The sequence below is a fragment of the Streptomyces sp. NPDC006314 genome, from assembly GCF_040613075.1.
GTDB lineage: Bacteria > Actinomycetota > Actinomycetes > Streptomycetales > Streptomycetaceae > Streptomyces.
Genome location: NZ_JBEXRL010000033.1, coordinates 22,336 through 46,393, shown reverse-complemented (window position 1 = coordinate 46,393; position 24,058 = coordinate 22,336). Strand labels below are relative to the sequence as shown.

Below are 24,058 nucleotides of genomic sequence, written 5' to 3'. Positions count from 1 at the left end.
CACTGTCTTCAGCACCGCAAACTATGCGACGAACAAACCGCCTTCCCTGTCCAACTCGCTGCCGTCGCTTGACGAGTTAGAACCCTGAGGTGTCTGCTCCGCGCGCCTACGGGCCTCAACGGCTACAGCATGGTCACGCCCCTCCGGGGCGCGTGACCTGACCAGCCGGCCGACGACACGAAGCCCTCTCTCCCGCTGAAGAACACGCTGACGTGGTGCTGTGCGCCGACCTGATGCGCGCCGGCGGGGGTGGGCAGACTGCACAAAGACAGCAGCAGACGCCGCACATGCCGCACAGCCTCTTCGAAGCCGACGCATACGTGGCCGAGGAAGTGATCGTCTCCGGCGATACGGCCGCCGACCGGACTTGCCTCTCCGGCCGCCACTAGGGCGAGATCCCGGAGTGCCGCCCACACGTCGAGATGCCGACCATGGAAACGCACCGCACGGACGCCGGCCGTATCACTGACCTGCACTCAAGATCACGCGGGCGTACTCCAGTCGAACCCTGCGCTGCGGCCCGGCCCAAGCAGGCAACGTGGCCAGGGCCGCAGCGCAGAGGCCCGGTCCCCGCGCCGGCTAGAGTTTCGTGACGTTTTCCGCCTGGGGGCCCTTGGGCCCTTGGGTCACGTCGTACTCCACCAGGTCGTCCTCGTACAACTCCTTGAAGCCGGTGGACTGAATGGCGGAGAAGTGGACGAACACGTCCGGGCCGCCATCGTCCTGCGCGATGAAACCGAAGCCCTTGTCCGCGTTGAACCACTTGACCTTGCCAGTTGCCATGCTGCTCTCCTCCAGAGTCGGTCGGCGACACCGTACCGCCCCGGAACGACCTAAACCGTGAATGGCACAAGCTCGACCTCGCCGCGATCCAGGTCTGCGGCGACTGCGAGTCACCCCACCACGTTCAGCAACCGCGATCCGGGCCGGCCTCGCGCAGTGCGTCCAGTAGCTGCCGCGTCGATGCGGCCGACCAGGCCAGCAGGGCCTCGCGCTCCCGAGGCGCGGCCGGGGCGCCCTCCGATGCGGAGTTGGCCGAGGGAGTGGCGGCAGGCCCTGCGGTGATGGTGGCGGCCCAGCGGCGGCGCCCGTCGCCCAGGTGCTGCACCAGATCGAACAGCGTCCACTCGGGGCAGGTCGGCACCTGCACGTCGAGGCTGGACGCGGAGGCGACCGCGGCGCGGAAGGCGGTCGATCGTTCGTCGATCAGTCGCAGTAGATCGGGGAACTCCAGGGTTTTTTTCCACTCCGGCTGTCTACGCACCGTGCTCCAACCGGATAGCGGTTTCATAGCCGACGCGGCGGGCGCGCGGCACGGGCCGCGCTGGCTGCTTCTCTTGACGCGGCTGTTGACCCGGGGGACTGGTCCTGCCACTCGCCGGCGTGCGGGAAACCTTCCTCGCCGGCGGACTGCTGACCGTCGGGTCCTGCGCAGTGCTGCTCGGCAGCCGAATGCTGCTGCCTGCGCAGCGTCGTACAGAACGCTCAGTACGCCGATGAGGGACGCCGGCTTGTATCCGTCGGTCTGGCCAAGGGGGCGGTCTGCGCCGACGCCACCAGAGACGTCGTAATAGGGGCTGGAAGGGCGGCGAGCAGGGCGGTCGCAGCGGTACGGCGAAGCGCACATGGAGAAGCCTTTCGAGGATCTCGGACATTCCGTGATCTTCGTAGCGGCTCCCCAGGGCGACCCGGCCGGGGACCGGCAGCGGCTCTACCCGATCCGGCGGGAAGTCCGTTCGCCAGCGCACGGGCGGGGCCGCTCAGGCCCCGTGACCGTGGCAGAGGTCCCCGATGGGCTGACCAGGGTGGAACCATCCGTCGAGGAATAACCGCGAAGTTCGCCGGCCTCACCGGCGACGACTGCGACTCCCGGTGGTGCCGCCGGCGCGCGGTGTCCGCGGCCACAGGCGACTCCTCCCGGCCGACAGGCGCTGCCCGGGTACGGGCTTAGATGGCTGTTGACCGGTGCTGGTGCGGCATGTCCCAGCCATCGGCGAGTCTCGACGGGTGGAGGTTGTGTCCGCCGCCGAAGAACTCGCAGAATTTCATGATCAGCGGATCCCAGCCGAGCGGGTCCACGTAGTGCGTCCCCGGGATCACGAGTTCCTCCTCGACATGTGCACGAAGGACCTCGACCTGGAAGGCGGTGGCGAACGCCTCGGGACTGCCGAAAGGGTGGGACGAGACGACCCGGCACTCCAGCTGAACCGGACACTCCGCGACCCGGGGAGCTAGGACCAGATCGGATGCCTGCCTGGTCAGGGATGCGGCCGAGAACTTGTCCGGCTCGTATCGGTAGCCCTGCTTCGCCTTGTGGTCCGGCACGTCCGGTCTTCCTGTGGTGAGCGCGATCCGGTCAACAGCTTCAACCATCGCCGATGAGGGCAAGTTGAGTACGCATTCGCCTTCCCGTAGCAGATTCGCCGTGGTCTGTGCGCTGTTGCCGAGACCGAGCATGCAGGACTGGTTCAGCCACCACGCGGAGGACATGGGCGCAAGGTTGGCTGTTCCGTCTTCGTTGAGCGAGCTGATCAGCACCACCGGAGTTCCGAAGTACAGGACCTTGAGCCCGGGGACGACATGCATGTGCTGTGCCTTTCGCAGAGTGTCAGATAGGCGGGCCCGGGATCAGGAACACGAGCCGTCGTCGACCCTCTCGTGGGCAGGGCCACCAGTGCTGGCGGAAGTACGACATTGCGTTCCGCACGATTGGGACGTCATCGTCCGCGCCCTCAACGCCGTGTGGTGCTGGATTGGGTGAGCCGGGCCAGAAGTTCGTTGGCTTCTTGGTGGTTGAGCCAGTGCAGGATCCTGATGAGGCGGTCGGCGCCACTAAGTGGTCGGCTCCGGAAGTCCTTCGGGGGTTGATCATGCTGCCAGGCTGGCGGAGGATTCTTCCTGGTGATCGGCGGCGTGCCGGTCGAGCCTGGCCAGCAGATCGTCCAGGTCGGAGGTGGTGAACTTCCACTGGAACGGCTGTGCCGTGGCGTTGTAGCGGTCTTCGAAGGCTCGGAGCCGGTCCCCGACCTGGGCGAGGTCGGTGAAGTCGTTCGGCGAGACGACTTTGCGTTGCACGACGGAGAAGAAGATCTCCACCTGGTTCAACCAGGAGGCATGCACGGGGGTGTGCACCAGCACCGCGTTAGGGAAAGCGGCAGCCAGCCGGTCGGAGGCCTTCTTGCCGCGGTGGGAGGAGCCGTTGTCCACGACCCAGAACACCCGCTTCGCGCTGGCGTACGGCTCTTGGGTCATTACCTGGGCGACCAGGTTCATGAACGGGTCGATGCGAGTGCGCGGTTCGGTGCGGCCGAACACCTTGGCGGCGTGGACGTCGTAGGCGGCCAGGTAGGCCAGCGCGCCGCCGCGTCCGTAGGTGTGGTTGACGCGCATCGCCCGGGCCTGGCCGGGGGCGAGCGTGGGGTGGCAGCGGCAGCGAGCCTGGATGGAGGTCTTCTCGTCCGCGCTGACCACGTACTCGTCCGCGCCGAGCGGCTCGCGGTCCCAGGTGCGGGCGTACAAGTCCAGGACGCGGGCCGCCTTGGGGTGGAAGCCGGGGGCGGTGATGAAGATCCAGGAACGGTACTGCCAGGGCTTGATCGCGTCCTGGTCGATCCAGCGACGCACGGTGGAGGTCGACACGAACGCGGTGATGCCCCGCGACATGGCCTCGCGGGCCAGCTCCGGGCACGACCAGCGCGACAGCGGGGTGCCGGTCTCGACGGGAAGCTGACAGGCCAGCGCCTTGATCTGCGCGACCTGGATGGGCGTGAAGACTGGGGGCCGTCCTGGGCGCTTGCGGTCAGAGAGCCCGGAAAGACCCAGGGCGGCGAACCGGCCCCGCCATGTGCGCACGGTGTCCACGTGCACTCCCACCTCGACGGCGATACGCGCATTGGACCTGCCCCGCGCCACCAGGAGAACGATCCACGCCCGCACCCGGGCCCTGTGCTCGGTCCTGTGACCGTAGGCGGCCTTCTTCAACCGGTGCCGCTCGGCGGCGGTCAGGACTATCAGGCGCGCAGTGACAACAGGCAAGGCAGGCAGGCCGATCAGCAGAAGTGGATCAGGGCCGCCACAGCCTGCCGCAACCGGTCCGACTCCGGACGACGTGGCTGGATCCTGAATAATCCAGGCCATGGAGACGAGTAGAACGAAGAGGAAGCCGCTGACGGTGGCCACCGTCCAGCCCGTGTGGGCCGGAGCGGACGTCATGGCGAACGTCAGGGAACATGCACAGGCCATCGGGCAGGCACACGCGAGATTGGTGGTCTTCCCCGAGCTCTCCCTCACCGGATACGACCTCGGCGCGCCCTCGCTGGCTGTGGACGACCGTCGTCTCAGGCCCTTGGTGGACGCTTGCCGTGTCGCTGGCTCGGTGGCGCTGGTCGGCGCGCCGATCGGCGACGAAGACGGCCGCGAGTACATCGCTACTTTGGCCGTGACCGGTGACAGCGTGACCGCGGTATACCGGAAGATGTGGCTGCACGGGGCCGAGTTCGACCGGTTTAGCCCCGGCGAGAAGCCGGTGGTGGTCACCGTCGACGGATGGAGACTCGGATTGGCCATCTGCTATGACGCTGCCGTAACCCAGCACGCCGCCGACTCGGCAGCACTCGACATCGATGCCTACGTGGCCAGTACCCTCTACGGCCCTGGCTCCGACTCCGCGGCTCGCCGAGATGCCCATATGCGAGAGCGCGCCGCTGCCCATGGCGTTTGGGTCGTTCTTTCCACCGCGGCCGGCCCCAGCGGCTCCTTCGCGCAGACCTCCGGCGGTTCGGGCATCTGGGGACGGAGCGGAGAACTAGTCACCCAGGCCGGTCGTAACGCGGGCGAGATCACGGCGACTCAGCTCAGCTGACGAGCGATTCGGAAACTATCTCACCGTCTTCGACCCCGACCCGCGAACGCACCCGCTGACGCCGGGGGTCAACCCCCGAAGGACTTCCGGAGCCGACCACTAAGCGCTGTGCGAACGGCCAGGCCTGTAAGGGCAGTTGTGTTCTGGGACGTTCTGATCAGCTTGCTCAGCCGCTGGTCAAGAACGCAGCGGGTGCAGTAGCCCCTCTGAGGGAACTCACCGCTGATGCCGCATCCCAGGCAGGTGTATGAGCGTTCATCGCCGGCGCACGGCCCGCGGGTTCTCGCGCCGTTCGGGCGAGGACCGATGCGCCGCCGTGTCAACCCGCAGTCGTGTGGCGGGAATCCGGCGTGTGGCGGACCTGGCCATAGCGGGCGTTGCAGACGTGGCTGAGGGCCATTGTGCCCAAACGGGGAGAACGCGTCGGCGTAGGGCGCATGGTTGGGACGGACGCGGCAGACACGGTCCGCAGATCGGTGCGTCCGTCGATGAGCTCAGGCATGGCCTGGTGTACCCGCACTGCGAACAGGTGACGGTCGGCAACCGGTAGCAACTGGCCGCCGCGCCGTCGAAAGTCGCATAGACGCCGGACCGGACGTCCTCGTCCTCCAATTCGTGCAGCGCCTCCAGACGCCCGCGCGGATCTGGGTCCGCGGCGACCTGGACGAACTGGGCTGCTGAGCCCGTAGATGGAGAAGAAGCTTCAGTGCCTGCTCAACTTGCTGCTCGGCTTTCCGGTCCAGCGTCAGGGTCTGCCAAATGGTCAGACTTGCTGTCGTCGTGGGCTGGTCAAGTCAACTACTCGGCTCGGCTTGCATGGCTCCGCGCTTCGCGGGCATTGAGGCTCAAGAAAGGGCGGTCGGTCTGCGCGGAGGTGGCACCGCCCGCAGAAGTTCCCAAAAGAGGCGTGGAGCCCGAGGCCCAGATCCCGAGTGTCTGGCGGTCCACCACGTGCAGCCGCTGCTGCTTGGCGAAGGCCACGGCCGGCGCGGTCACCCGTCCGTTCGTGACGATCACCGCGACGTCCGCCCCGTGCACCGGGCGGGCCGTGCCGTTGAGGACCTGCAGGTCCGGCGTGCCCACAGCGGAGCCGCGTGTGCCGTTGCGGCGGTGCTTGCATTGGATCACCCACCGCCGCCCATACGGATCTGTCGCCTTCACATCCGCGCCAAGGTCTCCGCCGCCGCCCACCCGGATCGCATCCGTGCAGCCGTCGCGGCGCATCAACTCCCGGGGACGTGTTCAGCGGGGTCGACTCACACGCCGACACGATCCGCGTCGCTGGCATCAACGACAACGGCGGCCATCTCGCAGACGCCGAGTTCGCCACCACCTCCGCTGGACACACGGCGGCCCCTGGGTTTCCTGACCGCACACAACGCGTGACCGCGATCGGGGTGGAAGGCACCTCCTCCTATGGGGCCGGCTTCACCGGACCGCGTCTCCCAGGCCATCCTGGACGGGCACCATGCCGGCGTTCCGATCACCCACCCCGGGGTGTTCCGGGCGCTGGTGGCCTCCGCGTTGCTGGCTCCGGTCTGCGCGCTGGTCGGTCTGGGCCTCGGCGTTCTGCTCCGGCATGGCGCCGGGACCATGGTCACCAACGTCTTCACCCTGCTGGGGTGGCCCACCATGTTCTCGGAGAGCAACCGCTGGTCGGTGGAGATCAAACACGCGCTGGTGTCGGCCGCCTGGAATCGCCTGGTCCAGAACTGGGAGCCGGATCCCGGATCCCTGGGCTACACCGCCACGGTCGCCGGCTCCTGGATCGTGTACGCGCTCTGGCCGCTGATCACGGTCGCACTCGCTGAACTCGTCATGAGGCACCGCGACGTGTGAGGGTGCCTCCAGGGCGTGAACATCGCACCCTGGAGGCACGCTTCAGGCGCGAGGACCCGGTAGCTCGTCGCGGTCTTGATGACGCCACTGGCCCCCGGCGCGTGCCGCCGGGGGCCAGTGGCTCGGCGTAGTCAGCGCTCCGTCGTGTCGCTGCTTCCATAGGAACGGCGCAGCGCGTCGGCAGCCTTGTCGGTCTGGGTGTCGTACTTGTCGCCCGTACGCTCATCGACCACCCGCTCGGCGCTCGCAACACCCTTGTCGGCCTGGTCCGGGTGGCCCTTCGCCATCTCCTTGGCCTTGTTGGCCATATCTCCCAGCTTGCCCATGGGCACCTCCCGCGATAGTGCGTGCGTCGTACCCAGCCCCAGGTACCCTCCAGGGCCCGCCCCTCACCCCCGATCTCTCACAGACAGCACAAGTCGGGGACAACCGCACTCAGCCGGTCGCCACCCGTGCACCGACGGCTCGTAGAAGCTGTCCAGCCGCTGGAATTACGACTGAGCACGTTGGTGTGGCCGCTTCGTTGGCGGCTTCTCGGGTCCGGCTCTCGACGCCGTTAGCGGTGCTGCTCAGTGCTGTGACCGCACAGGTTCACCGGGTTACTCGTTGTGCTGGTTGGAAGTGACGACTTCCAACCAGCAGGGGAGGCGGGGTGGCACACCGGTCAGGGTCCGGAGGCTGAGGAGCAGGAGGGACAGAAGGCTCCGGCAGATCGCTCGGCGGGGCAGCACGAGCTCGGTACGGTTTCGACGGGCGATGCTGCTGGCCTCGGCCGGCGGCAGCACGGTCCCGGTGATCGCGCGTCTGGTCCAGGCGGACGAAGACACCATCCGTGACGTGATCCACCGCTTCAACGAGATCGGGCTCGCATGCCTGAACCCTCGGTGGGCGGGAGGCCGTCCCCGCCTGTTGAACCGTGACGACGAGGACTTCGTCGTCCAGACGGCCACACCCCCACCGCGCTGGGCAAGCCCTTCACCCGCTGGTCGATCCGCAAACCAGTCGATCACCTGCGGCGCAATATCGCCAGGCTCGTCAGGATCGGCCGGGAGGCCCTGCCGTGCTTACTGGCCCGTTGCGGGATCACCTTCCAGCGGACGAAGACCTGGAAAGAATCCCCGGATCCGGCCTTCGACGTCAGCTGGAGCGGATCGATTACGCGATCAATGAGCGTCCGGACCGCACCTTCGCCTTCGACGAGTTCGGGCCGCTGGGCATCCGCCCACCGCCCGCTCCTGCTGGGCTGAACAGAGGCGTCCGCTGGGGTGGACGACCTCTCAGTGCAGCCGCCTGACGGCCCACCCCGGTTGAAGCATCAGGCCGAGTGCAGAGGCGGGACATTCCTCACGATGGCAGCGGCGTGCAGCAGGATGCTCGGCTCGTCGCCGGGGTCCTCCTCCACGACGACGCCGGCCGCCTGGATGTCGAAGCCTGTCGGCCAGACGGTGACATCGCTTGCCAGCGCCCCCTCCAGCTTCGCCTCTGTCAGGTCGGCACTGGTGAGGTCGGTTCCTCGGAGGTCAGCCAGTCTCAGATCCGCGCCGCTGAACTTGGTTCCATGGCCCCGCGCCTTGCGCAGATTCGCCTCCCGCAGATCGGCCCCGGAGAAGTCAGCCTCGCGGAGGTCGGCCCTGACCATACGAGCACCGCGCAGGTCGGCTCCGATACAGCGGCTCTGGTGGAGAACCGACGTCCCAAGCTCCACGTGCCGCATGTTGGCCGCGATCAGGGACGCCTTGGTCAGGTTGACCTGGTAGATGCTCGCCGCTTCCATGCAGGCGCCGTCGAAGTTGATGTGATGCAGCCACAGTCCGTCGCAGTCGGCCCGCCGCAGGTCGGTGTAGCTGACGTTGAGCCAGCCGGGCTGGCGTTCCTGGCACAGGACTCCGAGGCCGGTAAGCGCCACTTGGGCATCCGGGGCACGGGTTTCCAGCGGAGGCACGGAGTTGATGGACATTTCCGCCGCCGGGGAGTCCTGCCCTTGCGCAGGCCATGGCAGGTGGGTTCGGAGGAACGCGGCCTTGATCGAGATGACCGACTCCCGGTCATGAGCCGAATGGTCCGCAATCCGCCACAGCGCGTAGAGGCCGCCGATCCGCACATCCGTCTTCTCGCTGCCAAGCTGGTCGACCGCCCGGCTGAAGCGGTCGGTGATGTGCCCCTCCCGGGTGGCGTTCAACCCCTCCTGGTTGACCCTCAACTGCCGCCAGGTGGCGTACGCGCCGAAGAAGACTACAGCACCACCGACCGCCTGTATGAGCGTCGTGCGTACGTTGTTCACAGCTCCGAGTCGTTCAGCGGCCGAGATCCGATCCCCACCGAGATCGCGCTCGACCACAAGGCCCGGCAGCACCACGACCACGACGGCCAGCGCCGCCAGCACGGCCAGCACCGCCGCCACCCAGGAAAGAGCAGAACTGAATCGACGCCGCCGAGAGACGACCGGCATGCGACGGCCATGAGTAGATTCCCCCGTATCCATGCGCACATGATCGCAGGGCGGCGCCGAAGCCGGTGTACCTCTCCGGTCAGAGCACTTAGGATCACGGGCACGGCATCGCGTGCCGGTCACCGGCTGGGTGAGGCATGGAGGTGCCCGTGAGATTGCCTTGCGGAGGCATTCCACGAATGTGAGTCGAGTTGTAGTGGAGGCCCAGCAGCACCCCGCGAGGACAGGAGCGGGACGGTGCCGGATCCGCCCCGCGACACGCAACGAGGCCCGCGACGCGCTCCGCCAGCGGGTACGTGACTGCCGGCAGGCCACAACGCAGTGCATCCGTGTTCCCTCCACCAGCTCAGCAGCTCCGCCGGTACCCCACGCCGTTGACGTAGGTCTCCCACTGGGCTCGGGTCAGTCCGGCTCCCACCTGTCCGCACAGGTCGGTGGCCACCCGGGTGGGTGCCAGGTCGTAGGCCACCAAGGGCATGTGTTCACCCGAGGCGTACAGGGTCCGGTCGTCCGTGGAGAAGGTGAGTGCCTCGACGGCCCCGGCGGGCACGTGCAGAGTTCCCCCCAGGAGTTTACGGGAGGTGACGTCCCACAGGCGGACGGTTCCGTCCTCGGCACCAACGGCCAGGGTCGTACCATCACGCGAGAAGAGGAGCGCGGACACCCGTGCTGCCAGTTCGTTTCCGGTCGCGTCGGCGGGCTCGGTCGGATCGGGGGCGGCTGTGAGATCACCCAGGCGGTGAGTCGCGATTCCGTCCCACAGCGTGACCCCGCCCGCCTCGCCGGCCGCGAGGTGGCCGCCGGTGGGATCGACGGCCACCACGGTGGTCTGATCCGAGGTAAGCGTGTGGTTGGTACGCCGTCTGGACGGCAGCCGCACCACGTCCCCTTCGGAAGTGGCCAGTATCCGGCCGTCGGGACGCAGGGCCAGACTGCCGGTCACGTCGGGCAGCCCGGCGATCTTGGTCGCACGGCGCAGGTCCCACAGTTCCGTGTGATCCTGGGACAGGGAGAGCAGCACTGAATGCCCGTCAGGGGTCACCGCGAGGTCGTCGACCGTGTCCGCCTCTTCGCCGGCACCAGGCAGACGGAGCACCTGACGGCGGGCCATATCGTGGCTGTCCAGTACGGTTAGCGTCGTCGCGACGTCCTCTTCTCCACCGCCATCCGAGTACACAACAGTCCGGTTGTCCGGTCCGAAGGCGAGAACGTCCTCGCAACTCGGGCTGAAGTCGCCGTCCAGGGGACAGGGTACGGTCGCCAGCGGAATGGCCGTGCTGTGGCCGGTCCGCACGTCCAGCAGAGCCAGGCGCTGTGTGCCGCCGGCCTGTCGCGCTGTGACCAGCCGTGTGCCGTCAGGGCTGAAGGTGGCGGCCGTTGTGGCGTCGGTGTGCCAGCCGTTGTCGTCGGCGTGCCCCAGGGACGCCGACCAGACGGTGGTGTCGAAGGCACCGCTGGTGTAGCGGATGACTCCGTCGGCCTGGTCGAACCGCACCATGCCCGGTGACGACTGGTGCGGCAGCGTGGAGCCCAGTACCGGCGCCGTCGGGTGATCCGGCCGCCACAGCAGGACATCGCGGTCGTCGGATGTGGCGAAGAGCCGTCCGTCGGGGCTGAACTCGATTTCCCGCACGCCCTTGTGCGGAAAGGTGGCCAGCTTCCGGCCGGTGGCCGTGCTCCACATGGCCGGCCCGGCACCGGTGCTGAGTACCAGGGCACGGCCGTGCGGGGCGAAGGCGGCGGCCGTGGGACATCCATGGTCCCAGTGCACTTTCTCCCATCGTCCGGGCAGCCGCCGGGGCCGCTCGGCGACCTCCCACACCTGGACTCCCCCAGTGGGGCGGCAGACGGCCACCGAGCGGTCATCGGGGCTGACCGCGAGGATGCCGCTGACGGTGATACCGACGAAGGTCCGCGGATCACCCGTCCCCACGTAGACGTCGGCGAGGGACCCGTCATCGGTCCATGGGGCGCCCGGGCACGCGTCGAAGAGCATCGTGCGCCGTCGCACGTCCCACAACTGGGCTGCGTGCGGCGGTACATGATCCCATGTGAGCGCCTGCCCGGTCGTCTTGCACTCTGCTCCGGTCACCAGGAGCGTCCCGCCACTCGGGCTGAAGGCGGCCCCGGTCACCTTTCCGGGTGTGCGCAGCACCGGGCCGTCCGGCCGTCCCGTCACGGTGTTCCGCAGCTGGATACCTGACGTGGTCGATACAGCCAGCCTGCTTCCGTCCGGGGACAGGGCGAACGCCGGATTGTCATCGGTCGGGACCGCGAAGCGGCTCAGCCGGTGGTGGGTTCGCACGTCCCACCGCTCAACCCGACCGCCCCGCAAAGTCACCAGCGTGCGTCCGTCCCTGGTGAGGTCGGCTTCCGCCGAGGCGGAGTCCGGCACGCGGAAGGCGTCCCGTGGTATCTGGACCAGGGCCGCCAGCAGGGCCGAGCGTGTCTCGGGGAGGTCCGCGACCTTCCAGGCGGCCAGGCTGAGCTTTATCGCCGTGGCGGGGTCCGACAGCCGCAAAGTGTCGGCGACCGCGGCCAGCCGGCGGGCCTCGGCCCGTACACGTTCGGTGTCGGCCGCCCTGCTTTGCTGCCAACCGAGCAGCCCGGCCAGCACGGCCAGGACGGCCAGGACCGAGACGGAGACCAGGAGCCGACGCAGCCGCCGGGCCGAGCGGACCGTGGCGCGCTGCTCGTGTTCGCGTGCTTCGAGCCCGGCGGCCAGAAAGGACCACTCCAGGGGTGTCAGATCGGCACACCGTCCAGGCGCGGCGAGGGTGTCCTCGGCCGCGGCCAGTCGCGTACCCCGGTACAGCGCTCCCGGGTCGCGGCCCAGGTCGTCCCATGCTTGTGCGTCTTCGGTCAGGCGGCGGTGCAGGCGTAGCGTGGACCGTTCTGTGTCGATCCACTCGTGCAGTCTCGGCCAGGCCGTGATGAGCGCTTCGTGCGCGAGGTTGACGCTGTCGTCGTCAAGGGTCAGCAGGCGCGCGCGGGTGAGGCTGTCGAGTACCGTGCCCGTGTCTGCCGCGTTGGCGAAGTCCAGTTCCTCGCGTCGGACGGGGCGGCGGGTGTCCGGTGTCCCGTCGCCAGGTGTGATCAGGCGTAGCAGCACGGCACGGGTGAGTCCGGCCTGGGCGGAGCTCATGCTGGTATAGACGTCCTCGGCGGTACGGGCGATCGCACCCCGCAGGCCGCCGGCCGCCTCATAAGCGGCCTCGGTGAGCGCGCGGCCCTTGCGGCGCTGCCAGGTCTCGAACAGGGCATGCGACATCAGCGGCAGAGCGCCCGGCTCGCCCTCGACCTCGTCCAGAAGGCGAGCGGTCAGGGCGCGTTCGACGATCAGCCCTGCGGCCTGGGCGGGTTTGACGATCGCTTCACGAAGCTCGTCCCGGCTCATCGGACCGGCCAGTACAGTCCCCTCCTGCAACGTCGCCGTCAGTTCAGGGTGTTCGGCGCATCGGCCGAGAAAGTCCGCCCGTACCGCGATGACGACACGCAGCCGGCTCGCCACATCGGTGGCGGCCAGCAGTCGGTCGATGAACTGCTTGCGTTCGACCGGGTCGGTGCAGAGGGTGTAGAGCTCCTCGAACTGATCGACCATCAGCCACGTCTCACCGTCGGCGTCCTTCGGCACCAGGTGCTGCTCGTGGGTGCGCAGGGGGTGCTCGCCAGGTGTGAGAACGCGCAGCGCGGCCGGCTGAGGGATGGCTTGGTCCGGGACGCGGAGGCGGGGAATGAGGCCCGCGCGCAGCAGGGAGGACTTACCGCTGCCCGACGGACCGAACACCGCGGTGAAGCGCCGGGAGCCTGCCTGCTGGAACAGGCGCTCAGTGAGCTCGTCACGACCGAAGAACAGAGGGGCGTCGGCAGGTTCGAAACGGGACAGCCCCCGGTAGGGCGGATCGACGTCCTCATCCTCGGCGCGCGGCTCGGCAGCCACCTCCGCGGCCGCCTCACGCCACCGCGTCTCCCACTCCGTCTCATCCCCACCGCAAGCGCGGACATACGCCAGCACGACCGGCAGCGTCGGCAGCCGCTCCCCCGCAGCCGCCTGCGACAGAGTGCTCGCCCCGTGGTCGGTTCGCTGCGCCAGCACCCGGTACGTCGGGCTGCCGGCCTGCGCCCGTAACCCGCGTAACCCGGCAGCGAACCGCGCCACCGGCCCGGCACTCGGATCCAGCGGGCTTTCCGGACGCCCCGCCATCAACGCCTCCCCTCCCCGTCCCGCTTCCCCCGTGGACGCGGCGCTGAGGCCGCAGAAGGTACGCGCGCCCATGGCAGAAGGGCAAGCCAGAGGCGTCTGCTTTGGCCAGCGCCCCGCGCCGCGCCCGTGAACGCACCGCTGCCATTGATCAGGGTTGTGGCACCGGCTGCCCATTCAATCCCCTGACGGGAAAAGTCGAGGTCACCGGTACGGGTCGGCCATTGCGGGCTTGCCCGGCCGCTCCGAGCAGAAGGGAAGCGCAGTATGAACGTGCACAAGCGGCTCACGCTCGCGGCAGCAACCGCAGCGCTGGGCGCCGGCCTGATGGGAATCGCGCCGGCGCAGGCGACCGATGGGCACCGCCCGGCGGCTCAGGTCGCGTCCGGATCCCAGAACTGGTCGTGCGGCTACAACCACGGCAAGGGGCTGGAGCCCCGTCATCTTCCGCATGCCACCACGGACCACAAGCTCACCGTGGGACCGACGCTGGTCGAGTTGCGGAACGCCAAGTCGCACGGCACCTGGTTCGCCTGGGCACGGGTGAACGCCGGCATCGACGCCGCGACCGGGCCCGGCACCCAGGTCTGGTTCGACTGGTCAGACGACCACGGCCGCACCTTCCACGCCTGTGGCAGCCCGTACCACAAGGTGATGCTGGACGCCGGCGTTGTCCAGCGCGAGAACGGCCCCACCTTCCAGGCGCACACGAAGGCGGTCAACTGGGTCCGGGGACGCTGGGTGAGGATCTGCGGCGCCTATTGGCGCATGTACTCCAACGGCGTTCCGTACGTCGCGAAGAGTGCCTGCTCCAAGTGGTACGCCAGCTGACACGTCATCCCGAACTCCCACGCTGAGCCCGCCGTCCACACACGGAACGCCATGGCGGCTGGCACAGCAGACGGCGGCACGCCGCCCCCCAGGGGCTAGCGTGCCGCCGGGACATGACAGCCGGTCTCCCTTCTCAGCGATCACCAGGGACCGTCCAGCGGTCAGCGGCGGACACCGCCGCAGTCGTGGCCACCGCGGTCGCAGGTGGGCACGGCCCCGGGCGTAGACGTCACCGAGCGGCTGGAGCTGCCGAAGCACTCGACAGTCGATGCGGTGCTCAGGGACTCCCGGCTGTCCGACACTTTCGCGGCAAGGCGGCCACGAGACCGTCGACGGAGGTGGACATCGACCACGTCGTGCCGCTCGCCAACGCCTGGCGCTCCGGCGTCGGCCCATGGGACACCGCGTGTCGCCGGCAGGCACCAACGGCCTTCAGGTCCGCGGTTCCTGGCGGTGCTCGGGCCTGATGACCCGGCTCGCCGCGGCGCGCTGTCCGCAGTGGTGATGAGCCGGCCGCGGTTCCGAAGGGATGACCTGGTCCGGTTCACGGCAACGGCGTAGTGGCCGGGGTGAAGCACCACAGCAGGCCCCACCCGGTCAGGCGGGCTCCCCAAGGAGGTCCAGCGCCCGGCGATACTGCTCCTCCACCCGCCCCAGCCCCTCCTCCTGCTCCGGAAGAACACGGACGACCTGCGCGTAGAGGGCCACGGCCTCCCTGCCCAGCCGGTGGATCTCCCCCGACGCGCTCGGGCCCTCGGCCTCAGCCAGCAAGGGACACAGCCGCGCCTTCACATCCGCCGCCCACATGGCCACCTCCAGAGCTGTCGGCCACTGCGGGCGCAGCACCGCCTGCCGGGAGGAGTGGTGGACCAGCGCCGCAACCCCCTCCGCAGAGCTGTCCGGCAGCAGCGACTCATACAAGGCCAATGAGGTCCGTGCCGCCCGGACCCCTTCAGCCGGAGTACCGGACGCCGCAAGGAAGGCCGCATGGTTGTAGAGCACCGATGCCAGAGCCAGCGTGTGGTCGACATCCTCCGGCTCGGCTTCCCGTAACTGCCGCACCGCCTCCAGCGCCTTACTGCTGCTCACCAAGGCGCGCTCGGGGTAGCCGCGCTGCAGGTTCCGGATCGCGGCCTCGCTCTCGCGGTCCGCGATCTTTTGCAGCTTCCTCGGACTCGCCGCCATACGCCCCCCTGCTCCACGGACCGGGAGGCCACCCCCCGGTCGGTAAGACAACGACTTCTGCGATCACGCCTGGGGGCAGCGTAGGCGGCCGGTGCGGTGACGCGCTACGGTCCGCGAGGCCCAACGGCTCTGGGCGTCGCGTCCGTTGGGAGGTCCCGTACGTTCGGCCCATGACTGCGTTCCCCGATGAGGTCGGCGGCGCGTGGGGTGCCGCCCGCAACCCGCGCGCCGGCGCGCAACCGTGCCGAGCTGCGGGCGGTCTCCGCGTCGGTGACCAGGTTGTTCAGGACCGCACGTAGGGGCTCCGCGGTGGCGTCCTGGTGTCGATGCGACGGGCCGGGCCCAGTACCACGAGAGCGGGTCGGCGTTCATGAACGCGGGTTTTCCGGGGCGGCGGCGGCCTCCAGATCGGTGATGCTCCCCGTCATGATCGTCCGCACGTGTTCGGTAATAAGTTCGGCAGGCCAGTCCCACCAGGCCACCGCCAGCAGCCGGGCGACGTCCTGTTGGTTGTACCGGGTACGGATGAGCCGTGCCGGGTTACCGCCGACGATGCCGTAGTCGGGTACGTCGCTGGTGACCACGGCGCCGGAGCCGGTGATCGCGCCATGCCCGATCCGCACCAGGCATCACCGTCGTGCCGTGACCGAACCAGACGTCGTTGCCGACGACGGTGTCCCCTCGGTTCGGCAGGCCGGTGAGCAGATCGAAGTGATCGGCCCACGAACCGCCCATGCTGGGGAAGGGAGATCACGTGCGCAGCCGGATGGTGAGTGCGGCGGTGGGGCCGTACCAAAGCCGTCCGCGGGGTGAATAACCGGAGGAGGACGGGTCTGTCGACATGACACACTGCGGGGATGGCTGATCATGATCAAGGCGTTCCGGTCCCCGGGTTCCGCTTCAAGCCCACGCTGGACGGAGCCCTGGTCCTGCTGCGGCCGGTCACGGTGAACGACGCGGCCGCGCTGATGCCCATGGCGCGGGACGCGCAGGTGGCGCGGCTGACCGGCAGCCATGGCGAAAACGAGCCCGACGAAGCGCGGCTAAGGGCGTGGTACGGCACGCGTGCTGACCAGGGCGACCGTCTGGACCTCGCTGTGGTGGAGAAGGCGACGGGTGACGTCGTGGGGGAAGCGGTGCTCAACGAGTGGGACGCGGGCAACGAGAGCTGCAGTTTCCGTATCGCCTTCGTGCCCGGCGCCCATGGTCGTGGTCTGGGGACCGAGGCGACCCGGCTGATCGTCGGTTACGGCTTCGAGAAGTTGGGTCTGCACCGCATCTCGCTGGAGGTGTACGCGTTCAACCCGCGGGCCCGGCGTGTCTACGAGAAGGTCGGCTTCGTCCCTGAGGGCGTGCTGCGGGACGCGCTGCTGTGGGAGGGCGAGCGGGTGGACGCCGTCGTGATGTCGATCCTCGCGCCGGAGTGGTTCGAGCACTACGGGCGGCCTGAGCGGGCGGGCCGGGCGCCGTCCTAGCCGTGCCCCTTCCACCGGGCTGCTCGTTGTCCTGGTCAAGCTCAGCAGGGGGATTTGACCGACGAGGAGTGGACTGTGCCGGAGCCGCTGGTGCCGGTGAGCAAGACCGGTGCGGACGGTGGCGGCACCACCGTCAGGTGATCACGGGGATCGTTTCACCGGCTCGGCACCGGGGGGTAGGGCGCGAGTTGCCCGAACGCTTCGGCCCGCGGCACACCGTGCACAAGCGGAGGAGGAACACAACGCCTCCCGCAAGGTCCGAAGGCCTGGGAGGTCCTCCTCGACTGCCGTCCGGAAAGGCGAGGGCGTCCACCATGCCCTGCTCGGTATCGCCCGCCTCCACAACCTCACCCTGTCGGATGACCGAGATCAGCACATGCGTCCGAGACCGTTTACGGGAGCACCCCTGGGAGATCGAGCAGCTGCGGGCCGGGGGCTGCCCGCGGAGTCGTGACCGGCGCGCTGTCGACGGACCGGCGCGAGCGACTCGAGGGGCTCGATCCGTCCTGGTGACCCACCTGGCGGACGGAGAGGCAGCGCGCCTTCCGCCTCACCCCGCTCCACCTGGAGGAGGACACGGTGCGCTACCCACGTCATCGGGCGGCGTCGTACGCCAAAGCGAGGACCTCGGGCGGTGGATCAAGTCGGTGCGCCCCGGGGGGCTGTCCAGCAAGGTGTGCGAGCACATCCTCGGAATCGGGCCTGCCACCGACGATGGGAAACCGCGGTGCGGGCACTACTGGCGGGCACTCCGCGGCCGTGGCTGCCGACCGCGCCATGGGGGTGAGGGGAGGATGCCCCTGCCGGCGCCGTGTGCCGAGAGCGACTGCAGATTGCTGTTCAGCTCCCGTAGAACGTCCTGAAGGGAAAACGTCGCGAAACCGGATCCCGCGGCGGGCTCGCCGCTGTCACCGGGTGGTTGTGCATCATCCATGCCAGGGACCGTACGAGAGCAGCGATGCGGTTGCTGTGGAACACGCGCAATGGGCCCGTCGCCAGGTCAACACTGCGGCCTTGGCGTCGGCATCGCACCACCAGCCGAGTGGCGTCGGCGCATCATCAACCCGCGCCAGGCCGACCTGGACGGCATGCGCGGCGCCGCGGGGTCGTGCCCGCGGCCACATCCATCCGCGGGCCTACTCCGGGGGACGCTGCTGCTTCGTGCAACGTGTTGAACCGGCAGGATGCGGCGAGCCATTCGGTGTGCAAATCTGACCAAAGGGGTCCGAACGGGTGGTGTAGGGAGGAGCGGCCATGGACGCCGAGAGGATGAAACAACGGGCCAGGGAGATGGCCGACAAACTACGGCAGAAGCGCACGGCTGAACAGAGCAGCAAGGGGCGGCACAAAGCCGGGAGTCATCGCGGCAGCGTCATAGAGTCGCAGATGAAGAAGTTGCAGGAGCGTCGGCACCGGGGTCGGTGACTCGGGCGCACAGCCGTGGGGCGGAGGCTGGGTCGGGCCGCTGGCAGCGATGAGGCGTCCGCGGATTCTTCCTCGCCGCCCATGCGGCCCGAAGGCGGTCGGGTGTCCGTTACGGCCCGCCGGGAAGGCCATGTGGGTCGAGCAGTAGGCGTGTGCGCCCAGTGTGCGCCTTCTGCCACCAGCTCGCTGCCTAGAGCCGCGCCCTGCGGATACCCGAGTGTCATGGCACGGACAGTGAAAGCAGGCAGGAACACAGGACGCGAGCCGGAGGCAGGGGGCCGCGACGCTACCGTGGGACCGGACGAGGAGGTGGAGGAGCGTGCTCCGGACGCGCCCACCGAGCTTCCGAGGCGATCGTGGTCTGCGGTGCTGAAGGGAACACTGAAGGAGTTCAGGGACGACGAGCTCGCAGACCGGGCCGCGGCCCTGACGTACTACGGGGTGCTGTCCCTGTTCCCGGCGCTGCTGGTACTGGTGTCGCTGCTGGGTGTCGCGGGGCAGTCGGCGACGCAGCAGGTGATGGACAACATCAACACGCTGGCGCCGGGTTCTGCGCGCACCATCATCAGCAACGCCGTAAAGCAGTTGCAGGGGCACGGCGGTGTGGGTTCCGTCATGGCGATCGTGGGTCTGGTGCTCGCCGTGTGGTCGGCCTCGGGCTATGTCGCCGCCTTCATCCGTACCGCCAACGCCGTGTATGACATGCCGGAGGGGCGTCCGGTGTGGAAGGTGCTCCCGGTCCGTCTGGGTGTGACGGTGGTGCTGCTGGTCCTGGCGGTGATCAGTTCGCTGATCGTCGTGTTCACCGGCGGCCTGGCGCGTCAGGCGGGCGCCGCGCTGGGCGTGGGGAACGTGACGCTGACGGTGTGGTCGATCGCCAAATGGCCCGTGCTGGTGGTCCTGGTCACGATCATGGTGGCGATTCTGTTCTGGGCCACGCCCAACGTGAAGGGGCGCGGCTTCAAGTGGGTCACACCGGGCAGTTTCCTCGCCTTGCTGGTGTGGATGGTCGCCTCTGCCGGCTTCGCGTTCTACGTCTCCAACTTCGCCTCGTACAACAAGACCTACGGAGCGTTGGCGGGAGTGATCGTCTTCCTGGTCTGGTTGTGGATCAGCAACGTCGCGATCCTGCTCGGCCTGGAGTTCGACGCCGAGATGGCCCGCCAGCGTGCGGTCGCCGGTGGTCTGCCGGAGACTCAGGAGCCGTACCTCCCGCCGCGGGACACCCGTAAGTGGACGGAGGAGGACCGACGCCGTCTCGCCTGAGGCGGGCCCCGACGAGCGTCGGTCTCGCCCTGAGCGCGTCGATATTCGTCATGCGTGACCGGATTGGCCGCCTCATCAGGGGACACCCGAGAGGTTGACGTGTCCGGCCCACGCTCAAAGGAGGAGGAAACGATGGCTGCGCGCTTGAGGTCCGGCACACCTCGGGCAAGGGGTGTCACTTCGTTCCGTTCGCAACGAACGGGCAGGTGATCGCCATCAGCGAGCACCACGAAACCCACCGGGCCTGCCTGGGCGGCATTGACTCGGTCAAGCGCAACGCCGACGCCCCCATCCAGGACAACCCCACTCAGGACCACTGAACAGGCACGCACAGGAGCTGATCAGCATGGCGCACGCCAACCCCTACGGCGCCGAACACCCCTCCCCCGAACCCTCATCGGGCCATGAGCCCGTCGGCGAGCTGGTACAGCGTGCTTCGCAGCAGCTCACCGAGCTGGTGCGCGGGGAGATGCGGCTGGCGCAGGCCGAAATGAAGGAAAAGGGCAAGCGGTACGGCAAAGGTGGCGGGCTGTTCGGCGGCGCGGGCATTGTCGGCATGCTGACCCTGCAGGCCCTGGTGGCCACCGTCATCGCCGCCATCGCCCTGGCACTGCCGGTATGGGCGGCGGCCCTGATCGTCACCGCCCTACTCGGCGTGATCACCGCGGTGATGGCCCTGGTGGGCAAGAAGCAGATCGCCGAAGCCGGCGCACCTGCTCCCGAGCAGGCCATGGACAACGTCAAGGCCGACGTGGCACAGATCAAGGAGAGCGCACACCGATGACCCAGCCCCCGCACGACGAACAGACCGCTTCAAGCCCCGAAGAGCTGCGTGAGCAGGTCGAACACACCCGTCAGGAGCTTGGCCAGACCGTCGAGGAGCTGGCCGCCAAGACAGACGTCAAGGCCCGCGCTCAGGAGAAGGCAGCCGCCGTGAAGGAACAGGCAGGGCAGAAGGCCGCCGAGCTGACCGGGCAGGTCAAGGCCAAGGCGGCCGACGCCACTCAGCTGGTACGGGACAAGCTGCCCGACCCGGTGAAGGAGAAGGCCGCCCAGGCGGCGCAGCAGGTGAAGGTCAAGGCTGGCCAGGCCGGCCAGGTCCTGCAGGACAAGACCCCGGAACCGGTGCGGGAGAAGGCCGGACAGATCGCGCCGGTCGCGCGGGAGAACCGAACCGCCCTGTTCGCGGCCGGAGGCGTGATCCTCGCGGCAGTGCTGTTGCTGCGCCGCGGCCGGGGAAAGAAGTGATCTTGCGAAGGCCTCGAAGATCGGCCTGCAAGTCGGCCGGTTCCGCCCTTGGCGCCCCCGGCGGCGTGATCGCCGGCGCCGCTTGGAAACAGGCGTGAGAAATGCCGGGCCGCGACGAGGACGCCCCCGATGCCATCCTGGGAGGACCGCACCTGGCAGGACGTCCTGCTCGCGCGGCCACCCTCCAGGGGGCGATCTTCGTCGCGGTCAAGGCCGCCCTCGACCGCGCCGGTGCCGCCGCCACGCGTCGCTTCGCCGGCGCCTGGCCCGGTTGACGCGCTGAGTCGGCGCGGTGTTGACGCCCATGCGTCAGCACCGCACCGAACCTTTCATAGGGGATGTCACGTGCGCGTCTCAGTTCGCCCCCCGTTGCCTGCGCTCACCGCAGCGGTCACGATCGCTGCCGTACTCGGTAAACGAACTCTCCTGCGCCGCAGGACACGCCCCGCGTCCCCGAAGCCGCACGTCAGCGCGCCGGACGCGGCAGCCGAGGCAACCGACATGCGCATCCTGGGACAGACCGAAGAGCACCTGCGTCGCTGCTGGCAACGACTTGCTCCGCTGTACCCGGATCCGCCCGCCGACTGAGCGTGCGTTCCCTGCCAGGCAGGGCGAGGTCATTGAACCAGCTGCCGCGTACGTTCCGTGCGAGAGCCGTGCCTTGGACGGCCAGCTGCTCTACGGGCACATCGCGGCCTGCCTGACCGCGTTGATCCTCGTCCTCCCCGCAGGTGCGCCACCAGTGAGACGGCCGGACGTCTCGCCGGGCTGGCGTCGGCGGAACACCTGACGGTGCGCGACCGCCGGGGTCCACCAGCCGGCGCCGATGAGGACGCACGCGCACCAGCCACCGGCGTAGGCGGCGGCCACGGCGATGGACCGGACGGTCTCGTAGCCGGGACGCCTGTTCATCAGGCCGGTCTCGGCGATCTTCTTGGACAGGCGGGCGAAATCGCCGCCGCCCACGGGGCGGGAGGCGGGCGACGGGTTGGGATATGCGTGGTCCGTGGTTCCGCCCGCCGCCCACATGGTCAGGCGCGGTGGATGGCGTGCATGCGTCCGTCTTGCAGGGTGATGGCTGGCGTTTGTCAGATGCCCCGCGGCTATGCAAGATCACGGTCCGGTGCCGACCGAGTCCACCGCCGCAACCCCTCAGCCCGCCGCGCGTTGGCCTGCACGTGAATGACGAACCCAGCTCCGCCGGCACCGCCCGCCTCCTGGGCTCCTACTGGCTCGACTCCTCCTACTGGCACACCCAAAGGCCATGCTGCTGCTTCGCCCCACCTCCGCAACGGCGTGTGCGCGGCGCGTATCTCGCCAGGACCGCCCTGACAGTGGCCGCCTATGTCCTCGTCCTCACCGCACTCGCCCTCACCGCTGCCGGCTGACACTCCGGCGCTACGAACGCCGCACCCACCACCCACCCGAGCGGCGGGACGGTGAGGTCTTCCTGGACCGGGAGGATCGGGTGGCGCAGCTGTGCGGCGCCCCGCGGTATCACCTGCCGCAGGCGCTGTCCGCTGCGGCGTCGGAGGAGCCCGGCAGGCGCATCACCTCAGCGGCGCGGTTCCACCGCACGGCAGAGAAGGTGTTGCTGTGCAGCCGGCACGCCCCGGTATACGGCACGACGGGCTGGGGGGGCGCGAGAGGCGCGTCTGCTAGCGGTTCCTTCGAGAGGGGCGAGTGCCCGGCCGAGCTTCTCCTGGAGCTTCCGGCCCAGTTCCACTGCGACGTGGCTCCGAGGAGGAGCCCCCACGCCTGCGGCGAGGACAGTAACCACCTGGGCCACGTGGCCGGCTGTATCTCCTGATGTGCCGTCAGGGTTGACCGACGGGCTGGATGAGCAGGAGCACCAGGCCTTGCAGGAGCCTCACCCGGAGCAGGAGGTCGCACAAGACGCGTCCTTCGTGCAGTGCATCCGTGACCGGTCGGGCAGGGGGCCAGGCGGCGTCTGGATCACTGTGGGAAGAGCCTGCTGACCGTCCCCGCCGCGGGCGGCGCGGAGTACACCGATAGGCTCGGCTCCTGGGCGCGACACGGGGACAGCACCACCCGGCATCCGACATCGCCCGGAAGGCAGTACGACCGAGCCCTGGGATGGGCGCTGTCCGCCGAATGAAGTGCTCGGACCTCGGGACCGGTGGCCTGGTGTCCTGGTCCCCGCGCCAGTCCTTCGAAGGAGAGCCATGTCCTTTCCCGAGCTTGTCCAGCCTGCGCCTGGTGAAGTACTGCTGGTCTGCACGTGCTACGAGGACGGCAAGGCCCAGTGGGGCGGGTTGCTCGACGGGATCGGGGGCCGCCGGCAAGGCGACGCGCTGGTCCTCGGGGACAGCGGGGTGAGACTCCACCTGGTCGAAGGCCACGGATGGGACTACCTGCACGGCGGTAACGTACCGGCGCTCGTCCCGGGAGGCGGCCTCGTGCCGCCGGTCGTCGTCCTGGCGGACATCCCTGCGGTGTACGGCGGGGATGGGCCGTTGCTGGTGGACCTGGTGGCGATACCCGGGCGCGGCGTCCGGGTCCCGCCGGCCCGGCTCGGCGAGATTCTGGCCGCTGTGCTTGGTGGCGCGCTCGCTTTCGACGACCTGGTGCGCACCATGGACAGGTGCGGCATGTACCAGGGGGACGGTGGCCGACCGGCCTTCCCCGCGCCGACGGTGCCGCCGCGCCGTTCCTTCCCGGCGCTGCCCCCCACGCCCGCCGCCCTGCTGGTCCGTACCTCCTTCGACGACGAGGGAGGCTGGCGCGCCCTGCTCGACGAGCTGGGCGGGGCCGACGACGACGGCTGGGTCGGCGCGGACCTGGACCCCGACGAGATCGACGCGGAGCACTATCCGTTGGCGGCGCTGGTGGTCGACGACCCAGCCTTCGAGGGCGTCCTGCCGGGCCAGGTCCCGGCGCTTGTCCCGCCCGAGGAGCACACCACGCTGGTCGCGCTCGCCGACGCCAGGACCTTCACCGAGGCCGGCCGACCGCTGACCGTCGTCGACCTGTACGACACCCCGGGGAACTCGGCCGTCCTTCCGTGCCGTGAGGTCGGATCGATGGCGTGCAACCTGGAGATCGGCAACATGGACTTCCACGAGTTCGTCGCCGCGGTGGGCGTGGAGCCGTGGTGGGAGGAATGATCAACGCAGCTGCGCCCGGATGAGGTTCGGCCGTGGTCGCCAGAGGTCATCGGCTCCAGGTCCCTTCCGCTTCCGTGACCAGCCGGGGCGTTCTCGTCGTGGTAGCCGAGCGACTTCGCGATGACGCGGGCCGATTCGCACTCCGGCAGA

At 68.9% G+C, this 24,058-nt stretch carries 18 protein-coding genes and 9 pseudogenes; 14 read left to right on the top strand and 13 right to left on the bottom strand.

All coding sequences use genetic code 11. The annotated features are described in order from the left end of the window. The first annotated feature begins 212 nt into the window (after positions 1 to 212). Positions 213 to 389, top strand: coding sequence for a hypothetical protein (locus ABZ079_RS35170; protein ID WP_356943515.1), 177 nt, complete (start codon positions 213 to 215; stop codon positions 387 to 389). 190 nt (positions 390 to 579) lie between these two features. Here ABZ079_RS35170 and ABZ079_RS35165 read toward each other — a convergent pair whose 3' ends face one another. The 4 genes and pseudogenes from ABZ079_RS35165 to ABZ079_RS35150 all read right to left on the bottom strand — a co-directional run bounded on the left by ABZ079_RS35165 (position 580) and on the right by ABZ079_RS35150 (position 4,035). Beyond that, positions 580 to 783, bottom strand: a complete 204-nt coding sequence (locus ABZ079_RS35165; RefSeq protein WP_356943514.1) for a cold-shock protein — start codon at positions 781 to 783, stop codon at positions 580 to 582. A gap of 127 nt (positions 784 to 910) precedes the next feature. Continuing rightward, positions 911 to 1,291 (bottom strand): annotated as a pseudogene (locus ABZ079_RS35160) (maleylpyruvate isomerase N-terminal domain-containing protein); the annotation flags it as partial. 656 nt (positions 1,292 to 1,947) lie between these two features. After that, the gene (locus ABZ079_RS35155; protein WP_356943513.1) at positions 1,948 to 2,586 is read right to left on the bottom strand and encodes a flavin reductase family protein; all 639 of its coding nucleotides are present in this window, start codon (positions 2,584 to 2,586) and stop codon (positions 1,948 to 1,950) included. 282 nt (positions 2,587 to 2,868) lie between these two features. Continuing rightward, positions 2,869 to 4,035: an IS630 family transposase gene (locus tag ABZ079_RS35150; RefSeq protein WP_356943512.1), complete on the bottom strand. Its 1,167-nt coding sequence runs from the start codon at positions 4,033 to 4,035 to the stop codon at positions 2,869 to 2,871. A 100-nt stretch (positions 4,036 to 4,135) separates the two neighbouring features. Between ABZ079_RS35150 and ABZ079_RS35145 the strand changes: the two genes are divergently transcribed. Further along, complete coding sequence (locus tag ABZ079_RS35145; RefSeq protein WP_356943511.1) at positions 4,136 to 4,861, top strand: carbon-nitrogen hydrolase family protein; 726 nt, start codon at positions 4,136 to 4,138, stop codon at positions 4,859 to 4,861. Positions 4,862 to 5,419: 558 nt separating this feature from the next. On the opposite strand, the pseudogene ABZ079_RS35140 reads toward ABZ079_RS35145, so the two are convergent. Both ABZ079_RS35140 and ABZ079_RS35135 read right to left on the bottom strand, forming a co-directional pair. Then, a pseudogene (locus ABZ079_RS35140) lies at positions 5,420 to 5,530 on the bottom strand (phosphatase); the annotation flags it as partial. 176 nt (positions 5,531 to 5,706) lie between these two features. After that, positions 5,707 to 6,094: pseudogene (locus ABZ079_RS35135) on the bottom strand (restriction endonuclease); the annotation flags it as partial. Positions 6,095 to 6,277: 183 nt separating this feature from the next. On the opposite strand from ABZ079_RS35135, the gene ABZ079_RS35130 reads away from it, so the two are divergent. Then, positions 6,278 to 6,700 (top strand): hypothetical protein, encoded by a 423-nt coding sequence (locus ABZ079_RS35130; RefSeq protein ID WP_356943510.1) that lies wholly within the window; start codon positions 6,278 to 6,280, stop codon positions 6,698 to 6,700. A gap of 131 nt (positions 6,701 to 6,831) precedes the next feature. On the opposite strand, the gene ABZ079_RS35125 is transcribed toward ABZ079_RS35130, so the two are convergent. Beyond that, the gene (locus ABZ079_RS35125) at positions 6,832 to 7,026 is read right to left on the bottom strand and encodes an antitoxin (protein WP_356943509.1); all 195 of its coding nucleotides are present in this window, start codon (positions 7,024 to 7,026) and stop codon (positions 6,832 to 6,834) included. 430 nt (positions 7,027 to 7,456) lie between these two features. Here ABZ079_RS35125 and ABZ079_RS35120 point away from each other — a divergent pair. Then, positions 7,457 to 7,960 (top strand): annotated as a pseudogene (locus ABZ079_RS35120) (helix-turn-helix domain-containing protein); the annotation flags it as partial. A 55-nt stretch (positions 7,961 to 8,015) separates the two neighbouring features. Here ABZ079_RS35120 and ABZ079_RS35115 read toward each other — a convergent pair. After that, a complete protein-coding gene (locus ABZ079_RS35115; protein ID WP_356943508.1) occupies positions 8,016 to 9,101 on the bottom strand; it encodes a pentapeptide repeat-containing protein in 1,086 nt (361 codons plus the stop codon). Between the two features lie 394 nt (positions 9,102 to 9,495). Next, positions 9,496 to 13,353 (bottom strand): DNA-binding protein, encoded by a 3,858-nt coding sequence (locus ABZ079_RS35110; RefSeq protein ID WP_356943507.1) that lies wholly within the window; start codon positions 13,351 to 13,353, stop codon positions 9,496 to 9,498. 264 nt (positions 13,354 to 13,617) lie between these two features. On the opposite strand from ABZ079_RS35110, the gene ABZ079_RS35105 reads away from it, so the two are divergent. Further along, positions 13,618 to 14,181 carry a hypothetical protein gene (locus ABZ079_RS35105; protein WP_356943506.1) on the top strand — a complete coding sequence of 188 codons (564 nt, stop codon included), beginning with the start codon at positions 13,618 to 13,620 and terminating at the stop codon, positions 14,179 to 14,181. Between the two features lie 597 nt (positions 14,182 to 14,778). Here the strand turns inward: ABZ079_RS35105 and ABZ079_RS35100 are convergent. The 3 genes and pseudogenes from ABZ079_RS35100 to ABZ079_RS35090 all read right to left on the bottom strand — a co-directional run. Next, positions 14,779 to 15,366: a hypothetical protein gene (locus ABZ079_RS35100; RefSeq protein WP_356943505.1), complete on the bottom strand. Its 588-nt coding sequence runs from the start codon at positions 15,364 to 15,366 to the stop codon at positions 14,779 to 14,781. 104 nt (positions 15,367 to 15,470) lie between these two features. Beyond that, positions 15,471 to 15,721: pseudogene (locus ABZ079_RS35095) on the bottom strand (glycosyl transferase); the annotation flags it as partial. A gap of 13 nt (positions 15,722 to 15,734) precedes the next feature. After that, positions 15,735 to 16,113, bottom strand: a pseudogene (locus tag ABZ079_RS35090) (CatB-related O-acetyltransferase); the annotation flags it as partial. A gap of 110 nt (positions 16,114 to 16,223) precedes the next feature. On the opposite strand from ABZ079_RS35090, the gene ABZ079_RS35085 reads away from it, so the two are divergent. The 7 genes and pseudogenes from ABZ079_RS35085 to ABZ079_RS35055 all read left to right on the top strand — a co-directional run bounded on the left by ABZ079_RS35085 (position 16,224) and on the right by ABZ079_RS35055 (position 21,055). Continuing rightward, a complete protein-coding gene (locus tag ABZ079_RS35085) occupies positions 16,224 to 16,841 on the top strand; it encodes a GNAT family protein (RefSeq protein WP_356943504.1) in 618 nt (205 codons plus the stop codon). Between the two features lie 261 nt (positions 16,842 to 17,102). Continuing rightward, positions 17,103 to 17,199, top strand: a pseudogene (locus ABZ079_RS35080) (IS5/IS1182 family transposase); the annotation flags it as partial. Positions 17,200 to 18,488: 1,289 nt separating this feature from the next. Continuing rightward, the gene (locus ABZ079_RS35075) at positions 18,489 to 19,532 is read left to right on the top strand and encodes a YihY/virulence factor BrkB family protein (RefSeq protein WP_356943503.1); all 1,044 of its coding nucleotides are present in this window, start codon (positions 18,489 to 18,491) and stop codon (positions 19,530 to 19,532) included. A 191-nt stretch (positions 19,533 to 19,723) separates the two neighbouring features. After that, positions 19,724 to 19,852 (top strand): annotated as a pseudogene (locus ABZ079_RS35070) (YegP family protein); the annotation flags it as partial. A 26-nt stretch (positions 19,853 to 19,878) separates the two neighbouring features. Then, positions 19,879 to 20,316 carry a phage holin family protein gene (locus ABZ079_RS35065; RefSeq protein ID WP_356943502.1) on the top strand — a complete coding sequence of 146 codons (438 nt, stop codon included), beginning with the start codon at positions 19,879 to 19,881 and terminating at the stop codon, positions 20,314 to 20,316. Then, entirely contained in the window at positions 20,313 to 20,780 is a 468-nt protein-coding gene (locus ABZ079_RS35060) for a DUF3618 domain-containing protein (RefSeq protein WP_356943501.1), read from the top strand. Before ABZ079_RS35065 ends, ABZ079_RS35060 begins: the two co-directional genes overlap by 4 nt. A 101-nt stretch (positions 20,781 to 20,881) precedes the next feature. Beyond that, positions 20,882 to 21,055 (top strand): hypothetical protein, encoded by a 174-nt coding sequence (locus tag ABZ079_RS35055; RefSeq protein ID WP_356943500.1) that lies wholly within the window; start codon positions 20,882 to 20,884, stop codon positions 21,053 to 21,055. 469 nt (positions 21,056 to 21,524) lie between these two features. Here ABZ079_RS35055 and ABZ079_RS35050 read toward each other — a convergent pair. Then, positions 21,525 to 21,809, bottom strand: a pseudogene (locus ABZ079_RS35050) (acyl-CoA desaturase); the annotation flags it as partial. 149 nt (positions 21,810 to 21,958) lie between these two features. Here ABZ079_RS35050 and ABZ079_RS35045 point away from each other — a divergent pair. Both ABZ079_RS35045 and ABZ079_RS35040 read left to right on the top strand, forming a co-directional pair. After that, positions 21,959 to 22,168 (top strand): hypothetical protein, encoded by a 210-nt coding sequence (locus tag ABZ079_RS35045; protein WP_356943499.1) that lies wholly within the window; start codon positions 21,959 to 21,961, stop codon positions 22,166 to 22,168. A 798-nt stretch (positions 22,169 to 22,966) separates the two neighbouring features. Then, positions 22,967 to 23,908, top strand: a complete 942-nt coding sequence (locus tag ABZ079_RS35040) for a hypothetical protein (protein WP_356943498.1) — start codon at positions 22,967 to 22,969, stop codon at positions 23,906 to 23,908. Positions 23,909 to 24,058: the final 150 nt, after the last annotated feature.

Bases quoted from the DNA above. Each gene is read 5' to 3' on its own strand.
- ABZ079_RS35130 (WP_356943510.1), top strand. From the start codon at position 6,278: ATGGGGCCGGCTTCACCGGACCGCGTCTCCCAGGCCATCCTGGACGGG.
- ABZ079_RS35125 (WP_356943509.1), bottom strand. From the start codon at position 7,026: ATGGGCAAGCTGGGAGATATGGCCAACAAGGCCAAGGAGATGGCGAAG.
- ABZ079_RS35145 (WP_356943511.1), top strand. From the start codon at position 4,136: ATGGAGACGAGTAGAACGAAGAGGAAGCCGCTGACGGTGGCCACCGTC.
- ABZ079_RS35075 (WP_356943503.1), top strand. From the start codon at position 18,489: ATGGCACGGACAGTGAAAGCAGGCAGGAACACAGGACGCGAGCCGGAG.
- ABZ079_RS35055 (WP_356943500.1), top strand. From the start codon at position 20,882: ATGCCGGGCCGCGACGAGGACGCCCCCGATGCCATCCTGGGAGGACCG.
- ABZ079_RS35105 (WP_356943506.1), top strand. From the start codon at position 13,618: ATGAACGTGCACAAGCGGCTCACGCTCGCGGCAGCAACCGCAGCGCTG.
- ABZ079_RS35100 (WP_356943505.1), bottom strand. From the start codon at position 15,366: ATGGCGGCGAGTCCGAGGAAGCTGCAAAAGATCGCGGACCGCGAGAGC.
- ABZ079_RS35110 (WP_356943507.1), bottom strand. From the start codon at position 13,353: ATGGCGGGGCGTCCGGAAAGCCCGCTGGATCCGAGTGCCGGGCCGGTG.
- ABZ079_RS35040 (WP_356943498.1), top strand. From the start codon at position 22,967: ATGTCCTTTCCCGAGCTTGTCCAGCCTGCGCCTGGTGAAGTACTGCTG.
- ABZ079_RS35085 (WP_356943504.1), top strand. From the start codon at position 16,224: ATGGCTGATCATGATCAAGGCGTTCCGGTCCCCGGGTTCCGCTTCAAG.
- ABZ079_RS35155 (WP_356943513.1), bottom strand. From the start codon at position 2,586: ATGCATGTCGTCCCCGGGCTCAAGGTCCTGTACTTCGGAACTCCGGTG.
- ABZ079_RS35065 (WP_356943502.1), top strand. From the start codon at position 19,879: ATGGCGCACGCCAACCCCTACGGCGCCGAACACCCCTCCCCCGAACCC.
- ABZ079_RS35060 (WP_356943501.1), top strand. From the start codon at position 20,313: ATGACCCAGCCCCCGCACGACGAACAGACCGCTTCAAGCCCCGAAGAG.
- ABZ079_RS35165 (WP_356943514.1), bottom strand. From the start codon at position 783: ATGGCAACTGGCAAGGTCAAGTGGTTCAACGCGGACAAGGGCTTCGGT.